Genomic DNA, 26,355 nt, shown 5'->3' with positions numbered 1-26,355 from the left:
TGTGCTCCTAATTTTCAACGGCGCGGCTTGCGCCCCTTCATCTTGTTGGCTGCCTTCTTGACCGCGGTCCTGAAGGCCTGCATCGCGGATTGTGGCGCCGCCGCCGCGGCCCGCTCCGTCCGCTCGGCGCGATCGGCGCGCTCCGCACGCTCGACCGGTGCCTCGGCCTTGCTGCGCGAGCGCTTGGCCGAGGCCTTGACCGGCACGCCCGCGGCTGCAGCGCCCTTGTCCTTCATGGCGCGGGGCGCCAGATCCTCGCCTTCGCGCACCAGGCGGAAGTCGATCTTGCGGCCATCGAGGTCGACCCGGCTCACCTGCACCCGCACGCGGGTGCCGATCGCATAGCGGATGCCGGTGCGCTCGCCGCGCAGCTCCTGGCGATGCTCGTCGAACTTGAAGTACTCGCCGCCGAGCTCGGTGATGTGCACCAGGCCCTCGACATACATCGCGTCGAGCGTGACGAAGATGCCGAAGGTGGTCGCCGCCGTGACCACGCCGCCATATTCCTCGCCCAGGTGCTCGCGCATGTACTTGCACTTGAGCCAGGCCTCGACGTCGCGGCTGGCCTCGTCGGCGCGCCGTTCGTTGGCGCTGCAGTGCAGGCCCGCGGCCTCCCAGGCCAGCGTTTCCTTGGTCGGCGCGACCGTGGCCTTCTGCGGCTTGCTGGTCGGCGCCTTGACGCGCGAGGCCAGCCGCTTCGCCAGCTTGGCATGCGCCTCGCCCGGCGTCGGCAGCATCGGCAGCTGGTACTTGGTCTTGCCGAGGATGGCCTTGATCACGCGGTGCACCAGCAGGTCGGGGTAGCGGCGGATCGGGCTGGTGAAGTGCGTGTAGGCCTCGTAGGCCAGGCCGAAGTGGCCGCTGTTGATCGGCGTGTAGATGGCCTGCTGCATCGAGCGCAGCAGCATCGTGTGGATCTGCTGCGAGTCGGGCCGGTCCTTGGTCGCCTCGGCGATCGCCTGGAACTCGCCCGGCTTCGGGTCGTCGGTGATCGACAGGCCCACGCCCATGGCCTTCAGGTAGCCGCGCAGGATCTCCTTCTTCTCGGGCGTCGGGCCCTCGTGCACGCGGTAGAGGCCGGGATGCTTGCCCTCGGCGATGAAGTCGGCGCTGCAGACGTTGGCCGCCAGCATGGCCTCCTCGATCAGGCGGTGCGCCTCGTTGCGGGTGCGCGGCACGATCTTCTCGATCCGGCCGGCGTCGTCGCAGATGATCTGCGTCTCGGTGGTCTCGAAGTCGACGGCGCCGCGTTTCGAACGCTGCTTGAGCAGCGCCCGGTAGACGTCATGCAGGTTCAGCAGATCCTTGACGCGGTCCTTGCGCTTCTGCGCCTCGGGGCCGCGCGTGTTGCCGAGGATCGCCGCCACCTCGGTGTAGGTGAAGCGCGCATGGCTCCACATCACTGCCGGATAGAACTGGTAGGCGTAGATCTCGCCGTCGGCCGCGACCAGCATGTCGCACACCATGCACAGGCGCTCGACCTCGGGATTCAGCGAGCAGAGGCCGTTCGACAGCTTCTCGGGCAGCATGGGAATCACGCGGCGCGGGAAGTAGACGCTGGTCGCGCGATCGTAGGCATCGATGTCGATGGCCGATCCGGTCTGCACATAGGCGCTGACGTCGGCGATCGCGACCAGCAGGCGCCAGCCCTTGCCGCGGCCGACCTTCGCGGGCTCGCAATACACGGCATCGTCGAAGTCGCGTGCGTCCTCGCCGTCGATGGTGACCAGCGGCACGTCGGTGAGGTCGATGCGGCCGTGCTTGTCGGCCGGCCGCACCTTGTCGGGAATCGCCTTCGCTTCGGCCAGGCACGCCTCGGAGAACTCGTGCGGCACGCCGTACTTGCGCACCGCGATCTCGATCTCCATGCCCGGGTCGTCGATCTCGCCGAGCACTTCCTTCACGCGGCCGACCGGCTGGCCGAACAGCGCGGGCGGCTCGGTGAGCTGCACCACGACCACCTGCCCGACCTTGGCGGTACCGGTCGCGCCCTTGGGAATCAGGACGTCCTGCCCGTAGCGCTTGTCCTCCGGTGCCACCAGCCAGACGCCGCCTTCGTGCAGCAGCCGGCCGATGATCGGCTGCTCCGGCCGCTCGAGGATCTCGACCACGCGGCCCTCGGGACGGCCGCGTCGATCCTGGCGCACGATGCGCGCCTTGACGCGGTCCTTGTGCAGCACCGCGCGCATCTCGTTGGGGGGCAGATAGATGTCGGCTTCGCCGTCATCGCGTTGTACGAAACCGTGTCCATCGCGGTGTCCTTGCACCGAACCTTCAATTTCATCCAGCAAGCCGCTGGGATGGCCAATATTTTTGATATGATCTCCTTCGTTCCTGAAATTCAAAACCTGCTGCAAGGACTTCCAAGCAGCATGTGGGCCCAGATGGCGGAATTGGTAGACGCACTAGTTTCAGGTACTAGCGAGTAACATCGTGGAGGTTCGAGTCCTCTTCTGGGCACCATATCTGATACAAGCAGACCCCGGCGAATCAAAGATTCACCGGGGTTTTTTGTTGCCTGCACACATTGCACGTCCACGGCCTCCATCGAGCCCAGAGACAAATCCACGCGCCCCATTGTGCGCTTCCCCCCGAACAGCCCGCCGCCGATCGCGCCTGCCCATACGGTGGCATGGGCCAATGCGAACAGCGCAAGGATCGAGACCAAGCTCGACGCCGCAGCCGACAAGACGGATTCGGAGAGGTGGGACAGTTTGCGACGAATGAAGTGGTGCGGTGACCCGCTGGCAGACAAGCGCGTGGCCTGGCCGTCGACGCTGGACATCGGCCAGCGGATCGGATGCAGTCTAGCGCAGGATCGTGCTGCGCCGGCCTCGAAACTTGGGCGGCCTGAACACGCTCGGCCTCGGGCAGAATTCCGCGAAGCTCTCAACTCGGTCCCCTGGATGCCACAACTCAAAGTCACCGTCGTCAACCTCACCGGCCAGGCCCAGCTGGTGCACGTCTTCGACACTCTCAATGGCGGCACGCGCCCGGTGGAGTGGAACCCGTTCGAGCTCGCGAAGGGCGAACACTCGAGCGCCTTCGGCGTCAACACGGATGCGCGCGGGCACGGTGTCCTTGCCTATCGCAGCCGCAGCGGCATCGTCCGCACCGGCATCGACGTGACGGATGGCAGCGCCGTCGAGATCCGCTAGGTCCTGGCTGCCTTCGCTCGCGCGGTGCAGAATCGCCACCACGCTCTTCAACCTCTGTTCTGTCAGGCTGCCTTGCCATGCGTTTGAAACTGGGCCTCTTGGCCGCCGTTCTCCTTGCTTCGGCAAACCACACCTTCGCCCAGGCCGCCGAGCCGACGGATGCCGCCAGCTGCAAGGCCGAGGAGGCCACGCTCGATGAGGACATCGCTCAGGCGCGCGCCAGGGGCCAGATGCTCCGGCGCCGCCAGCTCACCGAGTCGCTGGCCGCGCTGCAGGCCCACTGCGAAGCCCTGATAGCAGCCAAGGACCCGGCGACGCAGATCAAGCGGCAGGAGCAGGAAGTGCAGCAGTTGCGGGTCGAACTTGAACGCGCGGAGGCACAGCTTCGCAAGCTCAAGGCGGCCAAGCCCTGAGCCGCCCCAGCGAGGAAACACAACCGGCAGCCGTGTGCCGAGGGGCCCCGTCCAGAGGCCTTCGGCGACCCACTTCGGATGCGATCAGATCGGCAGCGCGATCAGGTCGTGTCCCTCGGCACCGACGATGCGGGCCCGGGTGAACTCGCCGACCTTGAACGTCTTGCTGATCTTCTCGGGCGGAAGCAGCCGCACGGTGCCGTCGATCTCGGGTGCATCGGCGTAGGTCCGGCCGACGCCGCCCTTGCGGCCCATGGCTGGCGCCGAATCGACCAGCACCTGCATGGTGGCGCCGATGCGCTGGCGCAGCTTGGCGATCGAGACCGCCTCGGCGACTTCCATGAAGCGCGCACGGCGGGCCTCGCGCTCGGCCTCGGGCAGCATCCCCGGGATCTCATTGGCGGCGGCACCCTGAACCGGGCTGTAGGCGAAACAGCCGGCACGGTCGATCCCGGCCTCGCGGATGAAGTCGAGCAGGTGCTCGAACTCGGCTTCGGTCTCGCCCGGGAAGCCGGCGATGAAGGTGCTGCGGATCACCAGTTCGGGGCACACCTCGCGCCAGCGCGCGATGCGCTCGAGGTTCCTCTCGCCACTGGCCGGGCGCTTCATGCGCCTGAGCACGTCCGGATGGCTGTGCTGCAACGGCACGTCGAGGTAAGGCAGCACCTGGCCGCTGGCCATCAGGGGGATGACCTCGTCGACGCTCGGGTACGGGTACACGTAGTGCAGGCGCACCCAGGCGCCGTAGGGCTCGGCGATCTCGCCCAGCGTTCGCACCAGCTCGAGCATGCGGGTCTTGACCGGCTTGCCGTCCCAGAAGCCGGTGCGGTACTTGACGTCGACCCCATAGGCCGAAGTGTCCTGGCTGATCACCAGCAGTTCGCGCACGCCGCCCTCGAACAGCGCCTTGGCCTCGGACAGCACGTCGCCGACCGGCCGCGACACCAGGTCGCCACGCATCGACGGAATGATGCAGAAGGTGCAGCGGTGGTTGCAGCCTTCGCTGATCTTCAGGTAGGCGTAGTGGCGCGGCGTCAGCTTCAGGCCGGCGATGCCGAAGGCCTGGGGAACCAGGTCGATGAACGGGTCGTGCGGCTTGGGCAGGTTGGCATGCACCGCATCCATGACTTCCTGGGTGGCATGGGGGCCGGTGACCGCCAGCACGCTGGGATGCATCTGGCGCACCAGGTTGCCGCCCTGCTCGCCGGTCTTGGCGCCCAGGCAGCCGGTGACGATCACCCGCCCGTTCTCGGCCAGCGCCTCGCCGATGGTGTCCAGGCTCTCCTTGACCGCGTCGTCGATGAAGCCGCAGGTGTTGACAATCACCAGGTCGGCGCCTTCGAAGGTCTTGGAAGTCTGGTAGCCCTCGGCGCTCAGCTGGGTGAGGATCAGTTCGGAATCGGTCAGAGCCTTGGGGCAGCCCAGGCTCACGAAGCCGACTTTGGGGGCCGGCGGCGCGGCAGTTCGTTCAGGGGAGGCAACTTCGCTCATATGCCCCTATTGTCCCAGCTCTCGGACGCCGGGTCTCGATCAGGGACGTTTCAGGCCAAAAGCGCCAAGCACCTGCTCGGTGTTCTTCTGCATCTGTTCCTGCATCTGCAGGAACACGTTCTTCGACTGCTCGACATAGTTGCCCATGAGGCCCTGGAGCACCGGCGATTGCACCGCCATGAACCTGGCCCACATTTCGGGCGTCAGGCCTTCGGCCTTTTCGCTCAGCTGCGCCTGAACCTCGGACATCGCCTGGATGTTCTTTTCGAGGTAGGGGCCCATGTAGCTCTGCATCGCCTGGCCATAGAAACGGATGATGCTCGCCAGCACCTGCTCGGAGAACATCGGCGCCCCGCCGGCCTCTTCCTCGAGAATGACCTGCAGCAGGATGCTCCGCGTGAGATCGTCGCCGGTCTTGGCATCGCGGACCACGAACGAAGCCTTGTTCATGACCAGCTGCTTGACCTCGGCAAGCGTGATGTAGCTGGAGGTTTCCGTGTCGTAGAGCCTTCGGTTCGGATACTTCTTGATCACCCGCTGGACCGGCTTGTCGCCGGACTTCTTGCTCTGCACTAGGAACTCCTTCTTGTTGGGGGGCGCCAGGGCGCGCGAGCAATTCTAGGGAGCGGTTTTGCTGCACCGCGCCAAGGTTTACCCTGACCGGGAATGCCCACGGCAGATTCGAGGCCCGCTAGTCGAGCGTGGTCGCGTATTCCGCGCCGCAGACCTTGCAGCCGCCCGATTCGGGACGGTCGTCGGTGGCTTCGCGGTATTGCAGCGGACTCTTGATGCCGTGGAAGACCCAGCAACGGGGGCAGTGTTCCTGCCCGGCCACCGGCAGGTAGCCGCGCGCCCGCTGCTCGGCCCGTTCCCGCGTGACAGGCACACCCTGGCGCACCGTGCGCGCCACGTCTTCTGCAGCCATGGTGCCCGCACGGCCGTTGGCCCGGTCATTGAGCCCGTAGACCACCCGCGCGAACTCGAGCGGCGCCTGGCGCACCAGTGCTGCGATGCGGAGTTCTTCGAGCGAATCAGTCTCGGCCGCGGGGGTGTTCATCGGTTCCCTGAATCAGATGCTGTTGAAGGTGTCGGACGGGCAAGTTACCACAACTGAAGTCGGCCTTGCCAGTCGCCGAATGCCATAGACCCCTCGCTCCATCCAGGCTCCCGGATTGGAATATTCCCTTTGTTTTGGTGGACGTATCGCGCAGACACTGCCGCGCGTCGGCCCCAGAATCGCCGCACCCTGACCCTGGCCGGATGACGCCCAAAAGATGAAATACAAGTCGCTCGAAGATTTCCTGAACGGCGCGCAAGCGCGCAACCCCTCCCAGCCCGAATACCTGCAGGCCATCGCCGAAGTGATGAAGAGCCTGTGGCCCTATATCGAGCAGCATCCCAGGTACGCCGCGCACGGCTTGCTCGATCGGCTGATCGAACCGGAACGGGTGCTCATCTTCAGGGTCTCGTGGGTCGACGACGGCGGCGACGTCCAGGTGAACCGCGGCTACCGCGTCCAGCACAGCGCCGCGATCGGGCCCTACAAGGGCGGCCTGCGCTTCCATCCCTCGGTCAATCTGTCGATCCTGAAGTTCCTGGCCTTCGAGCAGACGCTGAAGAACGCCCTGACCACCCTGCCCATGGGCGGCGGCAAGGGCGGTTCCGACTTCGACCCCAAGGGCCGGAGCCCGGGCGAGGTCATGCGCTTCTGCCAGGCCTTCGTGAGCGAGCTGTTCCGCCACATCGGCGCCGACCGGGACGTCCCCGCGGGCGACATCGGCGTCGGCGCCCGGGAGATCGGTTTCATGGCCGGCATGATGAAGAAGCTCGGCAACAGCGCCGACTGCGTCTTCACCGGCAAGGGCCTGAGCTACGGCGGCTCGCTGATGCGTCCCGAGGCCACCGGCTACGGCGCGGTCTACTTCGCCGAGGAGATGCTGCGGCAGAAGGGCCTCGGGCTGGAAGGCCTGCGTGTCGGCGTGTCCGGGTCGGGCAACGTGGCGCAGTACGCGATCGAGAAAGCCATGTCCCTCGGCGCGCGGGTCGTGACGGCGTCCGACTCGAGCGGCACCGTTGTCGACCCGAGCGGCTTCACGCCGGCCAAGCTCGCGCAGCTGATGGAGGTGAAGAACCGGCACTACGGCCGTGTCGGCGACTACGCCGCGCAAGTCGGTGCCGAGTTCCTGCCCGGACGCCGGCCCTGGCACGTGCCGGTCGACCTCGCCCTGCCCTGCGCGACGCAGAACGAGCTCGATGCCGAGGACGCGGCCATGCTGGCGAAGAACGGCGTCGTGTGCGTCGCCGAAGGCGCCAACATGCCGTCCACGATGGACGCCATCGCGCTGTTCGAAGCACGCGGCGTGCTGTTCGCGCCCGGCAAGGCCAGCAACGCCGGCGGCGTCGCGACCTCCGGCCTCGAGATGAGCCAGAACGCGATGCGCATCTCCTGGCCGCGCGAGGAGGTCGACGCCCGGCTGCGCTCGATCATGCGCAGCATCCACGAGGACTGCGTGCGCCACGGCCGCCGTGGAGACGGCACCGTGAGCTACGTCGACGGCGCGAACGTCGCGGGCTTCGTCAAGGTGGCGGACGCGATGCTGGCGCAAGGCGTGATCTGATGCGGGAGAACTGCCGCCCGATGGCCAGGCAGGCCATGCCGACACGCGCGACGATGCGTGTCAGGCCCCCTGCAACAGGGATCGACAAGCGTCGGAAACAAGAAGAACCGAAGGGAAGGAAAATTTCCCCGAAGGCCTGAGAGCTGGTCACTCTCAGAGGGGAAATTTGGTAGGCGCGATTGGACTCGAACCAACGACCCCCACCATGTCAAGGTGGTGCTCTAACCAGCTGAGCTACGCGCCTGAGGTTGTATTCGAGAGGCCGAAGTATAGCAGGCTATTGGGGCACTTTTCAGCGACGTCGCGCAGAACGCACGCCGGACACCGCAGCCACCACGGCGAGCACCTGCTTGAGCCGCGTCACATCGGCGATCTCCACGGTGAAGGTCATCCATGCCGTGCCCTTCACGGACTGCGTCTGCACGCCGATCACGTTCATCTTCTCGCGCGCCAGCACATCCGAGATGTCGCGCAGCAGGCCCTGCCGGTCGGCGGCCTCGACCGCGACGTCGACCGCATAGACCGAGCCGGCATCGCCGCCCTTCTGCGCACCCCACTCCACATCGATCACGCGCTCGCCGTTCTGCGCCGCCATCGTGCGAAAGTTGCTGCAGYCCGAACGGTGCACGCTGACACCGTGGCCCTTGGTCACGAAGCCACGGATGGCGTCGGGCGGAGCCGGCTTGCAGCACTTCGCGAGCTGCGTCATYAACGACGAGACACCGACCACCAGCACCCCGCCGCGGCCCGACTGCTCGCTGCCGCGCGCCTTCTTGATGATGACGCCGTCGTCCGGTCCGGGGGGCGGCTCGGGCGGACGCAGCAGCATCTCGATGTTGCGCAGCGAGAACTCGTCCTTGCCGACCACCTCGAACAGGTTGTCGGCCGACTTGAAGCCCAGCTGCGAGGCCAGGTCATCGAGCTTCAGCGCGGTCTTGCCTTCGCGCTGCAGCAGCTTCTCGACCGCTTCGCGTCCGCGTGCCACGGTCTCGTGCGTGATCTGCGCATTGAACCAGGCCCGCACCTTGGCGCGCGCCCGATGGCTTGCCAGGTAACCGAGTTCGGCATTGAGCCAGTCGCGCGACGGCCCGCCCTCCTTGGCCGCGATGATCTCGACCGTCTGCCCGTTCTGCAGCGGCGTGTTGAGCGGCACCATCGCGCCGTCGACCCGCGCACCGCGGCAGCGATGGCCGAGGCTGGTGTGCACGGTGTAGGCGAAGTCGACCGCGGTCGCACCCTGCGGCAGTTCGACGATCGCGGCGTCGGGCGTGAGCACGTAGATGCGGTCGTCGAACAGGCCCTGTCCGCGCTGGCCGCCCGAGAGATCGCGCTCCCAGGCCAGCAGCTGCCGCAGCACCGCGATCTTGGCGTCGTACTCGCCGCTGGCCCAGACGCCCGCGTAACCCTTGTGGCCGGCCTCCTTGTAGGCCCAGTGCGCGGCCACGCCGTGCTCGGCATGGTCGTGCATTTCCTCGGTGCGGATCTGGATCTCGATCGGCTTGCCGACATGGCCGTCGACCACGTCGCGCACCACCGTGTGCAGCGACTGGTAGCCGTTGGGCTTCGGCCGCGCGATGTAGTCGTCGAACTCCTCGTCGATCGGCTGGAAGTGCGAGTGCACCCAGGCCAGCGCCGCATAGCAGTCCTTGACGTCGGCCACCACGACGCGCAGCGCCATGATGTCGAACACCTGCGCGAAGTCGAGCGACTTGCCGCGCATCTTCTTGACGATGCTGTAGATGTTCTTTGGCCGCCCCTGCACCTTGGCCTGGATGCCCTCGCCGGCCAGCTCGCGTTCGAGCCGGGCACGCAACTGCTCGACATAGCCTTCGCGCTCGATGCGCTTCTCGTCGAGCAGGCGCGCGATCAGCTTGTAGGTCTCGGGCTCGAGGAAGCGGAACGACAGATCCTCGATCTCCCACTTGACCTGCCAGATGCCCAGCCGGTTGGCCAGCGGCGCGAACACCTGCAGCGACTCGCGCGCCACGTTCTCGGGCAGCGGCTGCTTGCTGGCCGCTGCGTGCCGCAGGGTCTGCAGCCGCGAGGCCAGCCGCAGCATCACCACGCGCAGGTCGCGCGAGAACGCCAGCAGCATCTTGCGCACGTTCTCGGTCTGGGTGCCGGCGCCATCGGCCAGGTGCGCACTGGCAGTGGCCGATCGGGCCTGCTTCTGCACGTGCACGAGCTTGGTGGTCTCGACCGCCAGCGCCGCGAAGTTGTCGCCGAACACCTTGGCGATCACCTCTTGGGGCCGGTTCAGGTGCTGGCACGAATAGACCAGGTAGCTGGCCGCCTGCATGGCTTCGGAACCGCCCATGGCACGCACGATGGCGGCCACCGCATCGGCGTGCGCGAGCGTGTTCTCGCCGGTGTCCAGCGTCTCGTCGGCGATCAGCGGCTCGGCGAAGGCGCGCGCCCGCGCCAGCATGTTCGCCATCACCGGCGTGCGCTCGGCGGTCGCCGCCGACAGCGGATAGTCGACCACCAGCGAATCGGACGGCGCCGGCACGTGCAGGTTGGACTGTTCGCGCTTCATGGATCGCTGCGCCCGATGAGAGACTGCCGCCACACGGGCCCGAAAGCTTCACGAGAGACGTGAGAGAGGGCGGGCTCGATCATGGAAAAGGCGGGATCTCGATGAAGATAATGGGCTCGTTGCATCCTAATTCATTCGGAGATCGTCATCATGCTCAAAGGCAAAACCGCGCTTGTCACGGGGTCCACCAGTGGCATCGGGCTCGGCATCGCAAAAGCCCTGGCCGGTCAGGGGGCCAGCATCGTTCTCAACGGCTTCGGCGACTCGGAGAGCCCGAAGGCCGAGATCGCCTCGCTCGGCGTGAAGGTCGAGCACCACGGTGCCGACATGAGCCGCGCGGCCGACATCGAGGACATGATGAAGTTCGCCGCCGACCGCTTCGGCCGCGTCGACGTGCTGGTCAACAATGCCGGCATCCAGCATGTCGCGAAGGTCGAGGACTTCCCGGTGGAGCGCTGGGACGCGGTGATCGCGATCAACCTCACGAGCGCCTTCCACACCACCCGGCTCGCCGTGCCGGCCATGCGCGAAGCCAACTGGGGCCGCATCATCAACATCGCATCGGCGCATGGCCTGGTGGCTTCGGCGCAGAAGTCGGCCTACGTGGCGGCCAAGCACGGGATCGTCGGCTTCACCAAGTCGGTGGCGCTCGAAACCGCCACCACGGGAATCACCAGCAATGCGATCTGCCCGGGCTGGGTGCTGACCGCACTGGTGCAGAAGCAGATCGACGACCGCTCGGCCCGCGAAGGCATCTCGCTGGCGCAGGCGCAGAACGAACTGCTGGGAGAAAAGCAACCCTCGCTGCAATTCACAACGGTGGAACAACTCGCCGGGCTGGCGGTGTTCCTGTGCTCGCCGGCCGCCGACCAGGTGCGCGGCGTGGCCTGGCAGGTGGACGGCGGCTGGACCGCACAGTAGGAGCAAGCTCCGGCCCGGCGCGCCCCGGGCCCTGCCGCCGGTCTGCTATTTGCTACTTGAGCTGCACCGAGCCCGAGACGTTGACCACCACGTTGGCCTTGCCGGCCTCGATCGGCACCGACGCATCGGAAGCCGATTTCGCCATCGCCTCCATGGCCATCATGCGCGGCTGCACCGGGCCGCCCAGGTGGGCATTGACGGAAACTTCACGCAGCGTGTAGCCGCCGAAGCCGAATCCCTTGGCCAGTTCGTCGGCGCGCTGCTTGAAGTTCTCGATCGCCGCGGCCTGAGCCTCGGTCTCGGTCTTGGCCTGCTGCTCTCGGCTCAGGCCGAAGCCGATGTTGGCGATGGACAGCGTGCCGATGCGGGCCGCGGTCTGCGTGATGCGCGGGAAGTCGCGCCCTTCGAGGACCAACGACGCGGTGCCGCGCCAGCCGGTCATCTTGCCCTCGCGGCTGTAGCGCGGCGCAAGGTTGAAGTTGCCGGTGCGCACATCGAGCTGGCCGGGCTGGGCGCTCTTGCGCGCTTCGGCCAGCGCGGCATCGAGCGCGGTCCGCAGCTGGGTCTGCACAGTGGCCGCGTCTGCGGCCTCCCGGGTGGTGCTGAGGGCCATGGTCAGCAAGTCCTGCTGGACCTCGACCGTCGAGTTGGCCGACAGCTGAAGCACGTTCTGCGGCGGTGCGAGGGTCACGGACTGGGCCGCGGCAGTGCCCGCGCCCACCAAGACGGCACAGGCCGCCATCCATTTGGCATTGTTCAAATCAGCACATCCTCGGAAGAAAAAGAAAGGGCCCCCGCGGGCCGGGGCTCAGGGCCGCCGGCTGCGCGGGGCGGTCAGTGCGCCCCGGGACGACGCGTCCGGCATCATGCGCTGCGCCGGCTGCGATTCTGCCGAACGCACGCCATCCTGCCCCGGCGCCCACTGCTGCCGCACCTGCTGTCGCAGCTGGGCGAGCTCGGCCGGCGTCAGGCGCCGGCCACCGCCGCCGCTGGCTTCCCGGGCGTCGACGCGGGGCGCGCCGTTCGCCGACAGCATCCCGGCGGACCCGGCCCAGGCCGACATGCCCGCGACGGCAGCCAGCAATGACAACATGATGACGGTGGATTTCATGGCGGCAAAAAGTGACGACGAGGTCACTGTGCCATCGCCTTGCAAGGCGCTGGCGTCCCACCCGATAGCGGCCGCAAGTTTTGTAACTTAGTGTCAACACCTAGGCCAAAGCCGGCCAATGACGCGTCAACGGCTTCAGAATTGGCGTTGTTACAAATTCGGCGTTGTGAAAATGAATCAAGCTCCCGCTCGCACAGACAAGATCGTGATCGTCGATGACGACGCACGCATTCGCGACCTGCTGCGCCGCTACCTGACCCAGGAAGGATTCGAGGTCATCGTGGCGGAAGACGGCAAGGCGCTCAACCGCATCCTGCTTCGCGACACGGTCGACCTGATCGTGCTCGACCTCATGATGCCCGGCGAGGACGGCCTCTCGGTGTGCCGCCGGCTGCGCGCCGCCAACGACCGCACGCCGATCATCATGCTGACCGCCAAGGGCGAGGACGTCGACCGCATTGTCGGGCTCGAGGTCGGCGCCGACGACTACCTGGGCAAGCCCTTCAACCCGCGCGAACTGCTGGCCCGCGTGCACGCGGTGCTGCGCCGTCGCCCACCGCTGGAGGCGCCCGGTGCGCCGTCGACCGACAACGAGACCGTTAATTTCGGCCCCTTCAGCTTCGACCTCGGCTCGCGCACGCTCAAGAAGGACGGCGAGGAACTCTCGCTGACCACCGGCGAGTTCGCCATGCTGAAGGCGCTGGTGCGCCACCCGAGGCAGCCGCTGTCGCGCGAAAAGCTGGCGCAACTTGCACGCGGCCGCGAGTTCGAACCCTTCGACCGCAGCCTGGACGTGCAGATCTCGCGCCTGCGCAAGCTGGTCGAATCCGACGCTGCAGCGCCGCGCTACATCCAGACGGTCTGGGGCGTCGGCTACGTGTTCGTGCCGGACGGCACGACCTGAAGCTCGTGGCCGCAGGCATCGGCCCCCAGACCAYCCAGCCCAGCCCGCTCGAGGACAGCACCCAGGGGACGCTGCCGAGCCCGCTCGGGAGCATCTCGCGCCGCCGCAGGAAGCGGCTGCACCTGGGCCTCAGCCTCTTCTGGCGCACCTTCTTCCTGCTGGTGCTGCTGCTGGTCGGCTGTACGGTGGCCTGGCTGCAGACCTTCCGCGCGCTCGAGTACGAGCCACGCGCCATCCAGACGGCGCACCAGATCGCTTCGCTGGTGAACCTGACGCGAGCGGCGCTGGTCTATTCCGACGCCATCACCCGGGTCTCGCTGATCAAGACGCTGGCCGACCAGGAAGGCGTGCGCATCCTGCCGCGCGAGCCCGGCGACCGCTTCACGCCCTACACCAGCGGCGCGCTCGACCAGCGCGTGACCGAGGAACTGATCGCGCGGCTCGGCGAGGGCACCACCGTGGCGAGCCGGGTCAACGACGAGCCCGGCCTCTGGGTCGGCTTCACCATCGAGAGCGACACCTACTGGCTGCTGGTCGACCCGACCCGCTTCAGCCGCCTGGACCGCCGCACCTGGATGATCTGGCTGGCCACCACGATGGCGCTGTCGCTGGCCGGCGCGGCACTGATCACCCGGCTGATCAACCGGCCGTTGAAGCAGCTGTCGCAGGCCACGCTGCAGGTGCGCGAGGGCGAGTACGAGGCGCACCGGCTCGACGAACGGGCCCGCACCAACGAGATCCGGGCGGTCAACGTGGGCTTCAACCGGATGGCCGACCAGCTCGCCAAGATCGAGCAGGACCGTGCCGTGATGCTGGCCGGCATCTCGCACGACCTGCGCACGCCGCTGGCGCGGCTGCGCCTGGAAACCGAGATGAGCGTCGCCGACGAGGACGCGCGCGACCACATGGCGGCCGACATCGCGCAGCTCGACGCCATCATCGACAAGTTCCTCGACTATGCGCGGCCCGACCATGTCGAGTTCAAGCCGGTGCTGCTGCGCGACGTGATCGACGCCTGCACCTACGCGGTCCAGGACCACGAGGACATCAAGATCACGGTCGACGTGCCGGGCGACCTGCGGGTGATGGCCGACGAGGTCGAACTGCAGCGGGTGATCTCCAACCTGGTCGAGAACGCGCGCCGCTACGGCAAGACGCCCTCCACCGGCGTGGCCGACATCACGATCCAGGCCCAGGCCCATAACGACGCGGTGCTGATCAAGGTGCGCGACCACGGCGCCGGCGTTGCGCCGGCGATGCTGTCGCAGCTGAGCAAGCCCTTCTTCCGCGGCGACGTCGCGCGCACCTCGGCGGCCGGCGCCGGCCTCGGGCTGTCGATCGTGACCAAGAACATCGAGCGCATGGGCGGCACCTTCGCGCTCACCAGCACGCCGGGGCGCGGCCTGGCGGCGCACATCCGGATGCCGCGCGCGGCCTCGGTCAAGCCCGACGCCGCGGCGGCCAAGGACAAGCCGTCGCCCGCGGCAGCGCCGAACAACAAGAGCTGAGAGGCTGCCGGCCCAACTAACGGTACAACAGGACGACGGCACGCGCTTCCATCGCCCTGCCCTCGCCCACCGGGCCCAGCTTCTCGGCGGTCTTGGCCTTGACGTTGACCTGCTCGACCGCGACGGCCAGCGCCGCGGCGACACCCCGGCACATCGCCGGGATGTGCGGCGCGAGCTTCGGCGCCTGCGCGATCACGGTGCTGTCGACATTGCCGATCTGCCAGCCCGCAGCCCGCACGCGGCGCGCCGCCTCGGCCAGCAGCACCGACGAATCGGCGCCGCGGAACTGCGGATCGGTGTCGGGGAAATGACGGCCGATGTCGCCCAGGGCGGCGGCGCCCAGCAAGGCATCGGTGATGGCGTGCAGCAGCACGTCGGCGTCCGAGTGGCCCAGCAGGCCGGTGCTGTGCGGGATCTCGACGCCGCCGAGGATCAGCTTGCGGCCAGCGACCAGCTGATGGACGTCCCAGCCCTCGCCGATGCGGAAGGAGCAGCCGCTCATGGCGCGCTCCTGCGGCTGCGAAGCACCGCCTCGGCCAGCGCGAAATCCTCGGCATAGGTGAGCTTGAAATTCTGCGCGCTGCCCGGCACCAGCAGCGGCGCCAGGCCGATCGCCTCGATCGCGCTGGCCTCGTCGGTCACGGCGTCGCCGCTGCGCTCCAGCGCATCGAGCAGCATGCCGATGCGGAACATCTGGGGCGTCTGCGCCAGCCACTTGTCGGCGCGGGTCGGGCTGCTCGCGACCCGGCCCTCGGGCGTGGCGACCTTCAGCGTATCCGCCAGCCGGTGCGCCAGCAGGCCGCCGACGGCGTCGTGCTCGCAGGCCGCGATCAGCGCCTCGATCTGGCTTGGCGTGACCAGGCAGCGTGCGGCGTCGTGCACCAGCACCCAGTCGTGCGGGCCGGCGCCCAACTGCCGCAAGGCGCGCAGGCCATTGCGCACGGTCGCGGCGCGGCTGGCGCCGCCGACCCGCAGCAGGTGTTCGCCCTTGGCCGGGAAGCGCGGCAGCACGATGCCGACATCGGCATCGTCGGGCGCCACCGCGAGCGCCAGGCCGGCGAAGGTTCCGGTCAGCGCGCGAAAGGCCTCCAGCGTGTGCTCGACCATCGGCCGGCCGGCGATGCGCCGGTATTGCTTGGGGCCGGCGCTGCCGGCACGGCTGCCGGACCCCGCACAAGGGATCAGGACGTAAAGACGGGAAACGGGCATGGAGGAGCGACGAAGGCCAGCGGCAAAAGGTGAGCCATTCTAGAATCGGCCTATCGCACACCCCTCGCCAACCGGCGCGGGGTGTTCTGCATTTCCCGGGCACCTCATGGACCTCCCCCAACTCACGGCGGGCAAGCGCTTCACGCTGCCGCGCCCCCCGCTGTCGGCCGACGCGCTGATGCTGGCGCAACTGGCCGAGCGCGAGAAGGCGGCCGGCCGCGCGACCGCGATCTTCACGGCCGATGCCAACGACGCCCAGCGGCTGATCGATGAAATCGCGTTCTTCGCGCCGGAACTGCGCTGCGCGCTGTTTCCCGATTGGGAAACGCTGCCCTACGACAGTTTCTCGCCACACCAGGACTTGATCAGCGAACGGCTCGCGACGCTCTGGCGCATCAGCCAGAAGGAAGCCGACGTGGTGCTGGTCCCCGCCACCACCGCCCTCTACCGGCTGGCGCCGCCGGCCTTCCTGGCCGGCTACACCTTCCAGTTCAAGAGCGGCCAGAAGCTGCAGGATTCGAAGCTCAAGGCCCAGCTCACGCTGGCCGGTTACACCCACGTGACGCAGGTCGTGAGCCCGGGCGAGTACGCGGTGCGCGGCGGCCTGATCGACCTGTTCCCGATGGGCTCGCCGGTGCCTTTCCGCGTCGACCTGTTCGACGACGAGATCGACTCGATCCGCACCTTCGACCCCGACACCCAGCGCAGCCTCTATCCGGTGCCCGAAGTGCGCCTGCTGCCGGGCCGCGAGTTCCCGATGGACGACGACGCGCGGGCGCGCTTTCGCAGCCGCTGGCGCGAGCTGCTCGAAGGCGACCCGACGCGCAGCCGGATCTACAAGGACATGGGCAACGGCGTCGCCACCGCCGGCATCGAGTACTACCTGCCGCTGTTCTTCGAAGAGACCGCGACCGTCTTCGACTACCTCGGGTCCGATGCCACGGTGGTGCTGCACGGCGACCTGGAGCCGGCCTTCCAGCATTTCTGGCAGGACACCGGCGAGCGCTTCCGGCTGGTGCAGGGCGACCCCGAGCGGCCGGCGCTGCCGCCCGAGGCGCTGTTCCTGAATGCCGAGCAGTTCTACCAGCGGGCCAAGCCGCACGCGCAGCTGGCGATCCGCGGCGAGGCCGCCGCCGATGCGCCGCCCTACGCCGAGTTCGACACCCTGCCGCCCTTCGCGGTGGTGCGCGGCGCCGACGACCCGCTGGTCAAGCTCAAGGAGCACATCCGCAGCACGCCGCACCGCGTGCTCGTGATCGCCGAGAGCAACGGCCGGCGCGAGAGCCTGCTCGACTTCCTGCGCGCCAGCGGCGTCGGTCCGCCCGCCTTCGACTCGCTGGCCGAATTCGAGGCGCAGCCCGGCGAGAAGATCGGCATCGCCACCGCGGCGCTGGTGGCCGGCTTCGCCTGGCGCGAACAAGGCATCGACTTCGTCACCGAGACCGAGCTCTTCGCGACCGCGCCGGCCACGCGCCGGCGCAACAAGAAGCAGGAGCAGGTCAGCGACGTCGAGGCCCTGATCAAGGACCTGAGCGAACTGGCGATCGGCGATCCGGTGGTGCATTCGGCGCACGGCATCGGCCGCTACCGCGGCCTGGTCAACATGGACCTCGGTCAGGGCACGGACACCGACGGCAAGCCCCTGCTGCAGGAGATGCTGCACCTGGAATATGCCGACAAGGCCACGCTCTACGTGCCGGTGTCGCAACTGCACCTGGTGAGCCGCTACACCGGTGTCAGCGCCGACGAGGCGCCGCTGCACAAGCTCGGTTCGGGCCAGTGGGAGAAGGCCAAGCGGCGTGCCGCCGAGCAGGTGCGCGACTCGGCCGCCGAACTGCTCAACATCTATGCCCGCCGCGCGGCGCGCGAAGGCCACGCCTTCCGCTTCTCGGCCGCCGACTACGAGGTCTTCGCCAACGACTTCGGCTTCGACGAGACCGCCGACCAGAAAGGCGCGATCCACGCGGTGATCCAGGACATGATCTCGCCGCAGCCGATGGACCGGCTGGTCTGCGGCGACGTCGGCTTCGGCAAGACCGAGGTCGCGCTGCGCGCCGCCTTCGTGGCGGTCACCGGCGGCAAGCAGGTCGCCTTCCTGGCGCCGACCACGCTGCTGGCCGAGCAGCACTACCAGACGCTGGTCGACCGCTTCGCCAAGTGGCCGGTGAAGGTCGCCGAGATGAGCCGCTTCCGCTCCGCCAAGGAGATCACCGCCGCAGCCAAGGGGCTGGCGGACGGCGGCGTGGACATCGTGGTGGGCACGCACAAGCTGCTGTCGCAATCGGTCAAGTTCAAGAACCTGGGCCTCCTGATCATCGACGAGGAGCATCGTTTCGGCGTCCGCCACAAGGAGGCGATGAAGGCGATGCGCGCCGAGGTCGACGTGCTGACGCTGACGGCCACGCCGATCCCGCGCACGCTGGGCATGGCGCTCGAGGGCCTGCGCGACCTCAGCGTGATCGCCACCGCGCCGCAGCGGCGGCTGGCGATCAAGACCTTCGTGCGCAACGAGGGCACCGGCGTCATTCGCGAAGCCGTGCTGCGCGAGCTCAAGCGCGGCGGCCAGGTCTACTTCCTGCACAACGAGGTCGAGACCATCGAGAACCGGCGCCAGAAGCTCGAGCAGATCCTGCCCGAGGCCCACATCGCGGTGGCGCACGGCCAAATGCCCGAGCGCGAACTCGAGCGCGTGATGCGCGATTTCGTGGCCCAGCGCTACAACCTGCTGCTGTGCTCGACCATCATCGAGACCGGCATCGACGTGCCGAGTGCCAACACCATCGTGATGAGCCGCGCCGACAAGTTCGGCCTGGCGCAGCTGCACCAGCTGCGCGGGCGGGTCGGCCGCAGCCATCACCAGGCCTATGCGTACCTGATGGTGCCGGACATCGATGGCCTGACCAAGCAGGCGGCGCAGCGGCTCGATGCCATCCAGCAGATGGAAGAACTGGGCTCCGGCTTCTACCTCGCGATGCACGACCTGGAAATCCGCGGTGCCGGCGAAGTGCTGGGCGAGAACCAGAGCGGCAACATGATGGAGATCGGCTTCCAGCTCTACAACGAGATGCTGGCCGAGGCGGTGCGTTCGCTCAAGGCCGGGCAGGAGCCCGACCTGCTGGCGCCGCTGTCGGTCACGACCGAGATCAACCTGCATGCGCCGGCCCTGCTGCCCGACGACTACTGCGGCGATGTGCACCTGCGGCTGTCCTTCTACAAGAAGCTGGCGACCGCCAAGACGCCGGACCAGATCGACACCCTGCTCGAGGAGATCGTCGACCGCTTCGGCAAGCTGCCGCCGCAGGCGCAGACGCTGATCGACGTGCACCGGCTGCGCGTGCTGGCGCGGCCCTATGGCGTGATCAAGGTCGATGCCGCGCCGGGGGTGATCCACATCACCTTCAAGAAGGACCCGCCGATCGACTCGATGAACATCATCCACCTGATCCAGAAGAACAAGCACATCAAGCTCGCGGGCAACGAGAAGCTGCGCATCGAGCGCGAGCTGAAGGAGCCCAAGGAGCGCGCGCAGATGGTGCGCGACGTGCTGCGCTCGCTGGGGCAGCCCAAGCAGCACGAGGCGGCGGCCGCCTGATCACGGCAGCGGCGCGAATGGATCGCCCCTCGATGCACTCGATCAGGCCGCCGATGCAACTCCTGCAAACCACCCTCCTCGTGCTCGCGCTGGCCGCGGCGCTGTCGGTGCGGCCCTGGCGCATGCTGGCTGCCGGACGGCTGCTCGGGCCCGCGCTGGCCACGCTGGTGCTGCTGCCCTGGATGTGGGCGCTGCCGGCACTGACGCCGATGCCGCTTTCGCTGCGCTGGTCCGGCGCCTGCCTGGTGCTGCTGATGCTGGGCTGGCCGTTGGCGGTGCCGGTGCTGCTCGCGGTGGCGCTGCTTGCCGGGCTCATCGGCAAGCTCGCGCCGGCCGAGATGCTCTTGCTGGCCTTCTGGCAGGGCGTCTTGCCCGCGACCTTGGCGTTGGCGACCGGCTGGGCGGTGCGCCGCTGGCTGCCGCGCAATCCCTTCGTCTACATCCTCGTGCGCGCCTTCATGGGCACCTTGCTGTGCGCCTTCGCGGCGGCCTGGCTCTGGCAACAGACCCTGTCGGCTTCGCCGGCGATGATCGATACCATGGCCTCCAACGTCGCGCTGTGGCTCATGGCCTGGAGCGACGGCATCGTCACCGGCATGCTGGCGGCGGTGTTCGTCGCCTACCGCCCCGAATGGCTCGCGACCTGGTCCGACCGACACTATCTCTCCCGAACATGAATCCCGCCTCCGCCCCTTCCCTGCTGCCTGGCCTCTCGATCCAGCGCTTCACGCCGCCGCTCGCCCTCGCCGACTTCAAGCTGATCGCGTTCGACATGGACTCGACCCTGATCAACATCGAGTGCATCGACGAGATCGCCGATGCCGTCGGCAAGAAGGCAGAGGTCGCGGCCATCACCGAGGCCACGATGCGCGGCGAGATCAAGGACTTCAAGGAAAGCCTGCGGCGGCGCGTGGCGCTGCTGAAGGGTGTTCCGGTGGCGGCCCTGCAGCAGGTCTACGACCAGCGCCTGCAGCTCAACCCGGGGGCCGAGCGACTGGTCACGGCCTGCAAGGCGGCGGGGCTGCGGGTGCTGCTGGTGTCGGGCGGATTCACCTTCTTCGCCAACCGCGTGAAGGATCGGCTGGGCATCGATTTCGCGCGCTCCAACCTGCTCGACGAAGCCGACGGTCTGCTCACCGGCGAGGTCGTGCAGCAGTCCTGGGGCGACATCTGCGATGGCGCCGAGAAGCGCCGCACCCTGCTCGAGGTGGCCTCGCTGCTCGGCATCTCGGCGGCCGAGACGATCGCCGTCGGCGACGGTGCCAACGACCTGCCGATGATGGGCGAAGCCGGCCTCTCGGTGGCCTTCCACGCCAAGCCGTTGGTGCGCGAACAGGCGATGGTGGCGATCAACGAAGGCGGCCTCGACCGCCTGCTCGAAGTGCTCCGGTGAGCCGCATGGCCGACGACCAGCGCCCGCCGCCCACCTCCGCGACCTTGCACGGCGACCGCCGCGGCGGCGTCGAGCACGGCGCGATCCACAAGCCGATCCACACCTCGGTGCAGTACGGCTACGAGCGCACCGAAGACCTGATCGGCGTTTTCCAGGGCACGCTCAAGAACAGCTTCAGCTATGCCCGCCAGGGCACGCCGACCACGGCCGCGCTCGAGGCCAAGGTGACGCAGCTCGAACAGGGCCTCGGCAGCATCTGCTTCGCCAGCGGCATGGCGGCGCTGAGCGCGGTCTTCCTCACGCTGCTGCGCGCCGGCGACCACGTCGTCTCGAGCCATTTCGTCTTCGGCAACACCAACAGCCTGTTCGGCACGCTGGCCGGGCTGGGCGTGTCGGTCGACAAGGTCGATGCGGGCTCGGTCGACCGCGTGCGCGACGCCCTGCGGCCGCAGACGCGCATGGTGTTCGTCGAGACCATCGCCAACCCCGGCACCCAGGTCCCCGACCTGGAGGCGATCGGCGCCCTGTGCCGCGAGCGCGGGCTGCTCTACGTGGTCGACAACACGATCACCTCCCCCGCCCTCTTCCGGCCGAAGAGCGTCGGCGCCGGGCTGGTCGTGAATTCGCTGACCAAGACCATCGCCGGCCACGGCGCGGCGCTCGGCGGCGCGGTCACCGACACCGGCGAGTTCGACTGGCAGGGCTACCCCAACATCGCCGCCAGCTATCGCGGCCTCGACCCGCGCCAGTGGGGCCTGCAGCAGATCCGCAAGAAGGGGCTGCGCGAAATGGGCGGCACGCTGGCACCCGAACAGGCGCATCGAATCAGCCTGGGGGCCGAGACGCTGGCGCTGCGGGTGGCGCAGACCAGCGCGACGGCGCTGGCGCTGGCGCGCTTTCTCGAAGCCCATGAAGCGGTCGCCAGGGTGCACTACCCGATGCTGGAAAGCCATCCGCAGCATGCGCTGGCCCTGAAGCTGTTCAGGGCCGGCTCGTGGCTGCTGGCCTTCGAGCTGCGCGACAGCACGCGGATGATGGCGGCGCTCGACCGCCTGCAGCTGGCCATCAAGGCCACCGGGCTGGGCGACAACCGGACGCTGGTGATTCCGGTGGCGCCGACGATCTACTGGGAAGCGGGCCCCGTGGTGCGCGCCGAGATGGGGATCGCCGACGGGCTGGTCCGGGTCTCGGTGGGGTTGGAGTCGGCAGACGAACTCATCGCCGACTTCGGGCAGGCCATCGCCTGACCCCGGGGCCGCTTCGCGTCAGAGCCCGATCAGGCCGCCATCGTCCCTGGTGATCACCACCGTCGCCGAGCGCGGACGCGCCGTGCCGCCCCCGGGCCAGTGACTGCCGAACTTGGTGGGGTCGCCGATGTTGGCGGCCGGCGTGGTCTCGCCCGGGTGCTGGATGTTCACGAACAGCGCGCGGCCGTCGCCGGACTCGGCAATGCCGGTGATCTCGCAATCCTTCGGGCCGACGAGGAAGCGGCGCAGGCCGTCCGTGCCCGGTGCCTTGCCGACCAGGGTCGGCTGCGTGGCACTGGTCGCGCCGTCGACATTGGTGATCGTCTTCGCGCCGCCATCGCCGACCTGGCCCGGCAGGGCGGCCAGCATCATGCAGTTGGTCACGTCGGTGTACTTGCTGTCGTCGGTCTCGAGCCAGAGCAGGCCGGCGGTTGCCGAGCTGAACCACATGCCGTCCGGGCTCGAGAAGTCGTTGTCTGCAACCAGGCTCGACAGGTTGACGTCGGCCGATGCCGTGGAGCGCGCGCCGAACAGATAGACGTCCCACTTGAAGGTCGTCGCGGCCGGGTTGCCGCCGGCATCCGCGAAGCGCACGACGTGGCCGTTCGGATTGCCCTTCTGCGCGGTCTGGGTCGGGCCCTTGGGATCGTTGTACGAGCGCGGGTTGGCAGCATCGGTGCCGCCGACGGGTCGCGCCGTGTTGTTGGTGAGGGTCACATACACCTCGCCGTTCTTCGGATTGACGGCGGTCCACTCCGGCCGGTCCATCTTGGTCGCGCCGGCCGCGTCTGCCGCGAGGCGAACGTTGATCAGCACGTCCGCGGCATCGGCGAAGGCGTACGCCGGGTTTCCGGCCGTGATGCCGTTGACGCCCAGCGCGAGTTCGAGCCAGTTGCCCGTGCCGTCGGCATTGAAGCGCGCGACGTAGAGTTTGCCGTCGTCCATGTACTTGTCGCCGGCGGCGATGCCGCCGTTGATGTCGGCCGCGTTCCACGCCTTGGTCGAGACGAACTTGTAGATGTACTCGTTCTGCGCGTCGTCGCCCATGTACCAGACCAGCGGCTTGCCGACCACGACCGGGCCGAGGCAGGCGCCCTCGTGGCCGAAGCGGCCCAGCGCGGTGCGCTTCTTCGGCGTGCTGGCGGGCGTGAAGGGGTCGATCTCCACCACCCAGCCATAGGTATTGGCGCCGTTGCGGTAGTCGTCCACGGCACTGGCGGCGCCGCTGACCACCTCCGTGTTCCAGCGGCCATAGAGGTTGTCGCCGGTGTCGGGCGTGACGGTGGCCCAGAGTTCGCGACCGGTGCCGGCAACGCCGTAGCGTGCGAAGGCCGCGATCTCCTTCGCGCTGCGGTTGGGGTTGTCGGTGGCCACGATGCGGCGGAAGTAGCCCGCCCAGTTTTCCTCGCAGGTGAGGTAGGTGCCCCAGGGCGTGGTGCCGTTGGCGCAGTTGTTGACCGTGCCGCGGGTCTTGCTGCCGTCGATCGAGAACTTGGTCTTCAGGTAGTCGGCCCTTGCCGCCGGGCCGGAGAACTGCATCTCGGTCAGCGTGTGGATGCGGCGGTTGAAGCCCGAATCCTGCTTGTAGTTCCAGGCGGTCCCGCTCTTGGCGACTTCGATCACGCTCACGCCGTGGACGAAGAATTCGCGTTGCACCTCGGCGGCGACGCTGCGCACGGCCGCGTTGCCGGTGCCGACGATGGTCTGGCCGGTGGGGTGCAGGAACAGCGCCGTGATGGCTTCGTGGTTCATCGCGAGCAGGCCGCGGGCCGCGGCGGCCGGGTCCCACTTGTTCGAGGCGTCGATGCCGAAGAAGGTCATGCCGTCGTGGTGGTCGCCGGCCCGACGGTCATAGCTGGCGGGCACATCGGTGCCGTCGTTGAGGTAAGCCGGCACGCCGGTCGCGATCGGGTCGCCGAGTCGGTACAGCACGCTGGCCGTGTAGCCGGCGGGCACCGAGACCACATCGTCCAGGCTCTTCGGCACGGCGGTGAAACCGAGCTTGGCGGCAGCCGGGGCAGGCGCCGGCGCGGGTGCCGGGGCAGGCGCCGGTGCCGAGGCGGCGACAGGAATGAAGCCGTTGCTGCTGCCGCCACCGCAGGCCTGCAACAGCGCGACGCTGGCACTGCCGACGCCGAGTCCGAACAGGTTGCGGCGGCTCAGGCGGGCCTCGACCAGATCGCTGAAGGAAGGATTCGAGGTCTTGTTGTAGCCGATGTCGTCCAGGTCGATCGACAGGACTTCGGACGGGCGTTTCGTGGTCATTCGGTGTGCTTCTTTCGTGCGTTTGAAGATCGGGAGATCGACGCACGAAGGTAGGCACGACGGATGACGCCGCGACGAAAGTGGTGTGTCAGTGGAGTGACAGTGGAGTGACARTGGAGTGACAGCACTTTGGCCCGCACCGCCGCGCGAAAGCCTGGAGCGCCGAGCCGCGCAATGCCTTCGCGGATCTTCAACATTGGCGGTCGCGAAACTCAGGCGCAGCGTGGCGATATCCGGCTTCTCGGCGAAGAAGGGGCGCCGGGCACGACGGCCACGACGGCCACGAATTTCTCGATCGCCCGCTTGGCGGAAACGTCGGCATCCACCGTCTTGGCGCCGGTGAGGTGCTCCAGAGGAACGCCGCCCACCCAAACTGCTCCGCGAGGTTTTAGGCGAATGCGCCGCGCATTCTGCAGAAGCAATATTTCGCTATCGCGAGACTTGTCCGAAATTCAACGAGATAGGTCTTGAAGCGCATCGCGCTGGCGGGAAGCGCACGGCCATGCGGTAGCGTCCGTGGGGGCCCGCGCTACCAGCGCTTGCCCTTTCACACATCGCCTTTCAGTGGAGGACTTTCATGGAACAGGACATCTTTCTGAAGCTCGCCGGAATTGCTGGCGAATCGCAGGACTGCAAGCACAAAGACGAGATCGAAGTCCTGAGTTGGGAATGGACGATCCGTCAAAAGTCATCGATGCACTCGGGAAGCGGCGGAGGTGCCGGGAAGGCCACCGTCAGCGACCTATGCTTCGATCACCGCATTGACCGGGCCAGCCCCAATCTCCTCAAGTATTGCCTCACAGGCAAGCACATCGACACAGCCACACTCGTGGTCAGGAAGGCCGGCGGCAGCCCCCTCGAATATCTAAAGATCACGATGGGAGATGTCATCGTGACGGGAGTTGCGCCAGTTGTCAAAGACACCATGCCGACAGGCGTGGAGGAAGTCAGCCTATCTCTTGCACGATTCGCACAGGAATACGTCATCCAAAGCCAGCAAGGCGGTTCCGGGGGCACAGTGGCCGCCAGTTTCGACATTCAAAACAATCGTKAGGCCTCAGAGGAAGCAATGTCGCTTTACATCACAAAGGCCGGCCACGTGTACGCGGATCGAATCAAGGTGAAGATTTTTCACTTATCGAACGAGGCGATTTGGGAGCCATCAACGGAATTGTGGTTCATCAGACCAATGCCGCCACCGCTCAAGCCACGTTCAACTCGTACGCCAATACGCAGAATGGCACGCCCAATGGCGCTCATTTCTTGATCGATCGGGATGGAACAATCTACCAAACGGCATCGCTTCACAGAGTGACCAATCATGTGGGCTATCTGCAATCACGCTGTGTCATCACAAAAAAATGCACGCCAACCGAACTGAAGAAATTGCGGAGTCTTGAGCTCATCAAAGGAAACAGAGAAAGAGCAATTGCGATTCATCGCAACGAGGCTAGAAAATCATGGCCTGATCGCTACCCCTCCAACGTCGACTCATTGGCATCGAAATCGTGGGAGTAGGAGTTGGCCCTGACGGAAAAGAGGTATACGAAGCGGTGAGTGGTGCTCAAAATGACTCTCTTCGATGGTTGGTAAGGCAACTCTCGGAAACATTGAATGTTTCAATGCAAGAAGTCTTTCGACATCCCGACATTGGAAGAAAGAACAAGACCGAAGCGAGAACTGCAAAATGGTAGCCCAACCTCCCATTGCACCAATCATTTTTTTCATTGTCTTGGCTACATCATTTTCGGCGCATTCCAGAAACATCTTGGAAGTCACCATTTTGGAATCCGGCGCGACAATGAACGTCGACGAGCGCACGCAAAAGGAATGCAAATTATTCAAGCCAACCGCCAATCAAATCAAAAGATACTTTGGACGAGCTTATTCAGTTCCTCGATCTTATGGAGGGCGCGATCGCTACACACCGTGCTATGCAGCCGGAATCATCGTATTTGATGATTTTGGAAAAGCAAGCTGGACTATAAC

The 26,355-nt window shown here is 67.0% G+C and carries 22 protein-coding genes, 2 tRNA genes and 1 pseudogene; 14 read left to right on the top strand and 11 right to left on the bottom strand.

Annotated features, from left to right (window positions below):
- Positions 1-14: 14 nt before the first annotated feature.
- A complete protein-coding gene (gene rnr, locus AC1D2E_RS09805; RefSeq protein WP_478197226.1) occupies positions 15-2,291 on the bottom strand; it encodes a ribonuclease R in 2,277 nt (758 codons plus the stop codon).
- 87 nt (positions 2,292-2,378) lie between these two features.
- Here rnr and AC1D2E_RS09800 point away from each other — a divergent pair.
- The 3 genes from AC1D2E_RS09800 (at position 2,379) to AC1D2E_RS09790 (ending at position 3,571) form a co-directional block, all read left to right on the top strand.
- Positions 2,379-2,463 (top strand) — tRNA-Leu (locus AC1D2E_RS09800).
- Positions 2,464-2,579: 116 nt separating this feature from the next.
- Positions 2,580-3,158: a hypothetical protein gene (locus AC1D2E_RS09795; protein ID WP_478197225.1), complete on the top strand. Its 579-nt coding sequence runs from the start codon at positions 2,580-2,582 to the stop codon at positions 3,156-3,158.
- Between the two features lie 77 nt (positions 3,159-3,235).
- The gene (locus tag AC1D2E_RS09790; protein ID WP_478197224.1) at positions 3,236-3,571 is read left to right on the top strand and encodes a DUF1090 family protein; all 336 of its coding nucleotides are present in this window, start codon (positions 3,236-3,238) and stop codon (positions 3,569-3,571) included.
- An 84-nt stretch (positions 3,572-3,655) separates the two neighbouring features.
- Here the strand turns inward: AC1D2E_RS09790 and rimO are convergent, their stop codons facing one another.
- The 3 genes from rimO to AC1D2E_RS09775 form a co-directional block, all read right to left on the bottom strand.
- Positions 3,656-5,062: a 30S ribosomal protein S12 methylthiotransferase RimO gene (rimO, locus tag AC1D2E_RS09785; protein ID WP_478176509.1), complete on the bottom strand. Its 1,407-nt coding sequence runs from the start codon at positions 5,060-5,062 to the stop codon at positions 3,656-3,658.
- A 39-nt stretch (positions 5,063-5,101) separates the two neighbouring features.
- On the bottom strand, positions 5,102-5,635 hold the full coding sequence (gene phaR, locus AC1D2E_RS09780) for a polyhydroxyalkanoate synthesis repressor PhaR (protein WP_478197223.1): 534 nt from the start codon (positions 5,633-5,635) through the stop codon (positions 5,102-5,104).
- 118 nt (positions 5,636-5,753) lie between these two features.
- Positions 5,754-6,119 (bottom strand): hypothetical protein, encoded by a 366-nt coding sequence (locus AC1D2E_RS09775; RefSeq protein ID WP_478176511.1) that lies wholly within the window; start codon positions 6,117-6,119, stop codon positions 5,754-5,756.
- A gap of 217 nt (positions 6,120-6,336) precedes the next feature.
- On the opposite strand from AC1D2E_RS09775, the gene gdhA reads away from it, so the two are divergent.
- Positions 6,337-7,680 carry an NADP-specific glutamate dehydrogenase gene (gdhA, locus tag AC1D2E_RS09770; protein ID WP_478197222.1) on the top strand — a complete coding sequence of 448 codons (1,344 nt, stop codon included), beginning with the start codon at positions 6,337-6,339 and terminating at the stop codon, positions 7,678-7,680.
- 167 nt (positions 7,681-7,847) lie between these two features.
- Here the strand turns inward: gdhA and AC1D2E_RS09765 are convergent.
- Together AC1D2E_RS09765 and AC1D2E_RS09760 are read right to left on the bottom strand one after the other, a co-directional pair.
- Positions 7,848-7,924 (bottom strand) — tRNA-Val (locus AC1D2E_RS09765).
- Positions 7,925-7,972: 48 nt separating this feature from the next.
- A complete protein-coding gene (locus AC1D2E_RS09760; RefSeq protein ID WP_478197266.1) occupies positions 7,973-10,117 on the bottom strand; it encodes a RelA/SpoT family protein in 2,145 nt (714 codons plus the stop codon).
- A 249-nt stretch (positions 10,118-10,366) separates the two neighbouring features.
- Between AC1D2E_RS09760 and AC1D2E_RS09755 the strand changes: the two genes are divergently transcribed.
- Entirely contained in the window at positions 10,367-11,137 is a 771-nt protein-coding gene (locus AC1D2E_RS09755; protein ID WP_478197221.1) for a 3-hydroxybutyrate dehydrogenase, read from the top strand.
- A gap of 52 nt (positions 11,138-11,189) precedes the next feature.
- Here AC1D2E_RS09755 and AC1D2E_RS09750 read toward each other — a convergent pair whose 3' ends face one another.
- Positions 11,190-11,879 (bottom strand): SIMPL domain-containing protein, encoded by a 690-nt coding sequence (locus AC1D2E_RS09750; RefSeq protein ID WP_478176517.1) that lies wholly within the window; start codon positions 11,877-11,879, stop codon positions 11,190-11,192.
- A 66-nt stretch (positions 11,880-11,945) separates the two neighbouring features.
- Positions 11,946-12,248, bottom strand: a complete 303-nt coding sequence (locus AC1D2E_RS09745) for a hypothetical protein (protein WP_478197220.1) — start codon at positions 12,246-12,248, stop codon at positions 11,946-11,948.
- 172 nt (positions 12,249-12,420) lie between these two features.
- Between AC1D2E_RS09745 and ompR the strand changes: the two genes are divergently transcribed.
- Together ompR and AC1D2E_RS09735 are read left to right on the top strand one after the other, a co-directional pair.
- Positions 12,421-13,152, top strand: a complete 732-nt coding sequence (ompR, locus tag AC1D2E_RS09740) for an osmolarity response regulator transcription factor OmpR (protein ID WP_028250078.1) — start codon at positions 12,421-12,423, stop codon at positions 13,150-13,152.
- Between the two features lie 71 nt (positions 13,153-13,223).
- On the top strand, positions 13,224-14,660 hold the full coding sequence (locus AC1D2E_RS09735; RefSeq protein WP_478197265.1) for an ATP-binding protein: 1,437 nt from the start codon (positions 13,224-13,226) through the stop codon (positions 14,658-14,660).
- Positions 14,661-14,676: 16 nt separating this feature from the next.
- Here the strand turns inward: AC1D2E_RS09735 and ispF are convergent, their stop codons facing one another.
- Together ispF and ispD are read right to left on the bottom strand one after the other, a co-directional pair.
- Positions 14,677-15,162, bottom strand: coding sequence for a 2-C-methyl-D-erythritol 2,4-cyclodiphosphate synthase (gene ispF / locus AC1D2E_RS09730; RefSeq protein WP_478197219.1), 486 nt, complete (start codon positions 15,160-15,162; stop codon positions 14,677-14,679).
- The gene (ispD, locus tag AC1D2E_RS09725) at positions 15,159-15,869 is read right to left on the bottom strand and encodes a 2-C-methyl-D-erythritol 4-phosphate cytidylyltransferase (RefSeq protein ID WP_478176838.1); all 711 of its coding nucleotides are present in this window, start codon (positions 15,867-15,869) and stop codon (positions 15,159-15,161) included. The genes ispF and ispD overlap by 4 nt, the downstream gene beginning before the upstream one ends.
- A 106-nt stretch (positions 15,870-15,975) precedes the next feature.
- Here ispD and mfd point away from each other — a divergent pair, with 106 nt between their 5' ends.
- From mfd to AC1D2E_RS09705, 4 genes are read left to right on the top strand one after another with little or no spacing between them, the layout of a single operon-like run.
- Positions 15,976-19,461 carry a transcription-repair coupling factor gene (gene mfd / locus AC1D2E_RS09720; protein ID WP_478197218.1) on the top strand — a complete coding sequence of 1,162 codons (3,486 nt, stop codon included), beginning with the start codon at positions 15,976-15,978 and terminating at the stop codon, positions 19,459-19,461.
- 53 nt (positions 19,462-19,514) lie between these two features.
- Positions 19,515-20,138: a hypothetical protein gene (locus AC1D2E_RS09715; RefSeq protein WP_478197217.1), complete on the top strand. Its 624-nt coding sequence runs from the start codon at positions 19,515-19,517 to the stop codon at positions 20,136-20,138.
- Positions 20,135-20,854 carry a phosphoserine phosphatase SerB gene (serB, locus tag AC1D2E_RS09710; RefSeq protein ID WP_478197216.1) on the top strand — a complete coding sequence of 240 codons (720 nt, stop codon included), beginning with the start codon at positions 20,135-20,137 and terminating at the stop codon, positions 20,852-20,854. The genes AC1D2E_RS09715 and serB overlap by 4 nt, the downstream gene beginning before the upstream one ends.
- A gap of 5 nt (positions 20,855-20,859) precedes the next feature.
- Entirely contained in the window at positions 20,860-22,101 is a 1,242-nt protein-coding gene (locus tag AC1D2E_RS09705) for a cystathionine gamma-synthase family protein (protein WP_478197264.1), read from the top strand.
- Between the two features lie 18 nt (positions 22,102-22,119).
- Here AC1D2E_RS09705 and AC1D2E_RS09700 read toward each other — a convergent pair whose 3' ends face one another.
- Positions 22,120-24,366, bottom strand: coding sequence for a PhoX family protein (locus AC1D2E_RS09700; protein ID WP_478197215.1), 2,247 nt, complete (start codon positions 24,364-24,366; stop codon positions 22,120-22,122).
- Between the two features lie 577 nt (positions 24,367-24,943).
- On the opposite strand from AC1D2E_RS09700, the pseudogene AC1D2E_RS09695 reads away from it, so the two are divergent.
- From AC1D2E_RS09695 to AC1D2E_RS09685, 3 genes and pseudogenes are all read left to right on the top strand, one after another.
- A pseudogene (locus AC1D2E_RS09695) lies at positions 24,944-25,423 on the top strand (Hcp family type VI secretion system effector); the annotation flags it as partial.
- Between the two features lie 116 nt (positions 25,424-25,539).
- Positions 25,540-25,884, top strand: coding sequence for a peptidoglycan recognition protein family protein (locus tag AC1D2E_RS09690; RefSeq protein ID WP_478197214.1), 345 nt, complete (start codon positions 25,540-25,542; stop codon positions 25,882-25,884).
- A 250-nt stretch (positions 25,885-26,134) separates the two neighbouring features.
- A partial coding sequence (locus AC1D2E_RS09685) for a hypothetical protein (protein ID WP_478197213.1) occupies positions 26,135-26,355 on the top strand: 221 nt, incomplete at its 3' end.

The sequence above is a fragment of the Variovorax sp. P1_H2 genome, from assembly GCF_056405295.1.
The sequence above is the reverse complement of the archived record's forward strand: the minus strand, read 5'-3'. Positions and strand labels throughout refer to the sequence as shown.

Bases quoted from the DNA above. Each gene is read 5' to 3' on its own strand.
- AC1D2E_RS09790 (WP_478197224.1), top strand. From the start codon at position 3,236: ATGCGTTTGAAACTGGGCCTCTTGGCCGCCGTTCTCCTTGCTTCGGCA.
- rimO (WP_478176509.1), bottom strand. From the start codon at position 5,062: ATGAGCGAAGTTGCCTCCCCTGAACGAACTGCCGCGCCGCCGGCCCCC.
- AC1D2E_RS09775 (WP_478176511.1), bottom strand. From the start codon at position 6,119: ATGAACACCCCCGCGGCCGAGACTGATTCGCTCGAAGAACTCCGCATC.
- gdhA (WP_478197222.1), top strand. From the start codon at position 6,337: ATGAAATACAAGTCGCTCGAAGATTTCCTGAACGGCGCGCAAGCGCGC.
- AC1D2E_RS09755 (WP_478197221.1), top strand. From the start codon at position 10,367: ATGCTCAAAGGCAAAACCGCGCTTGTCACGGGGTCCACCAGTGGCATC.
- AC1D2E_RS09750 (WP_478176517.1), bottom strand. From the start codon at position 11,879: ATGGCGGCCTGTGCCGTCTTGGTGGGCGCGGGCACTGCCGCGGCCCAG.
- AC1D2E_RS09745 (WP_478197220.1), bottom strand. From the start codon at position 12,248: ATGAAATCCACCGTCATCATGTTGTCATTGCTGGCTGCCGTCGCGGGC.
- ompR (WP_028250078.1), top strand. From the start codon at position 12,421: ATGAATCAAGCTCCCGCTCGCACAGACAAGATCGTGATCGTCGATGAC.
- ispF (WP_478197219.1), bottom strand. From the start codon at position 15,162: ATGAGCGGCTGCTCCTTCCGCATCGGCGAGGGCTGGGACGTCCATCAG.
- ispD (WP_478176838.1), bottom strand. From the start codon at position 15,869: ATGCCCGTTTCCCGTCTTTACGTCCTGATCCCTTGTGCGGGGTCCGGC.
- mfd (WP_478197218.1), top strand. From the start codon at position 15,976: ATGGACCTCCCCCAACTCACGGCGGGCAAGCGCTTCACGCTGCCGCGC.
- AC1D2E_RS09715 (WP_478197217.1), top strand. From the start codon at position 19,515: ATGCAACTCCTGCAAACCACCCTCCTCGTGCTCGCGCTGGCCGCGGCG.
- serB (WP_478197216.1), top strand. From the start codon at position 20,135: ATGAATCCCGCCTCCGCCCCTTCCCTGCTGCCTGGCCTCTCGATCCAG.
- AC1D2E_RS09705 (WP_478197264.1), top strand. From the start codon at position 20,860: ATGGCCGACGACCAGCGCCCGCCGCCCACCTCCGCGACCTTGCACGGC.
- AC1D2E_RS09700 (WP_478197215.1), bottom strand. From the start codon at position 24,366: ATGACCACGAAACGCCCGTCCGAAGTCCTGTCGATCGACCTGGACGAC.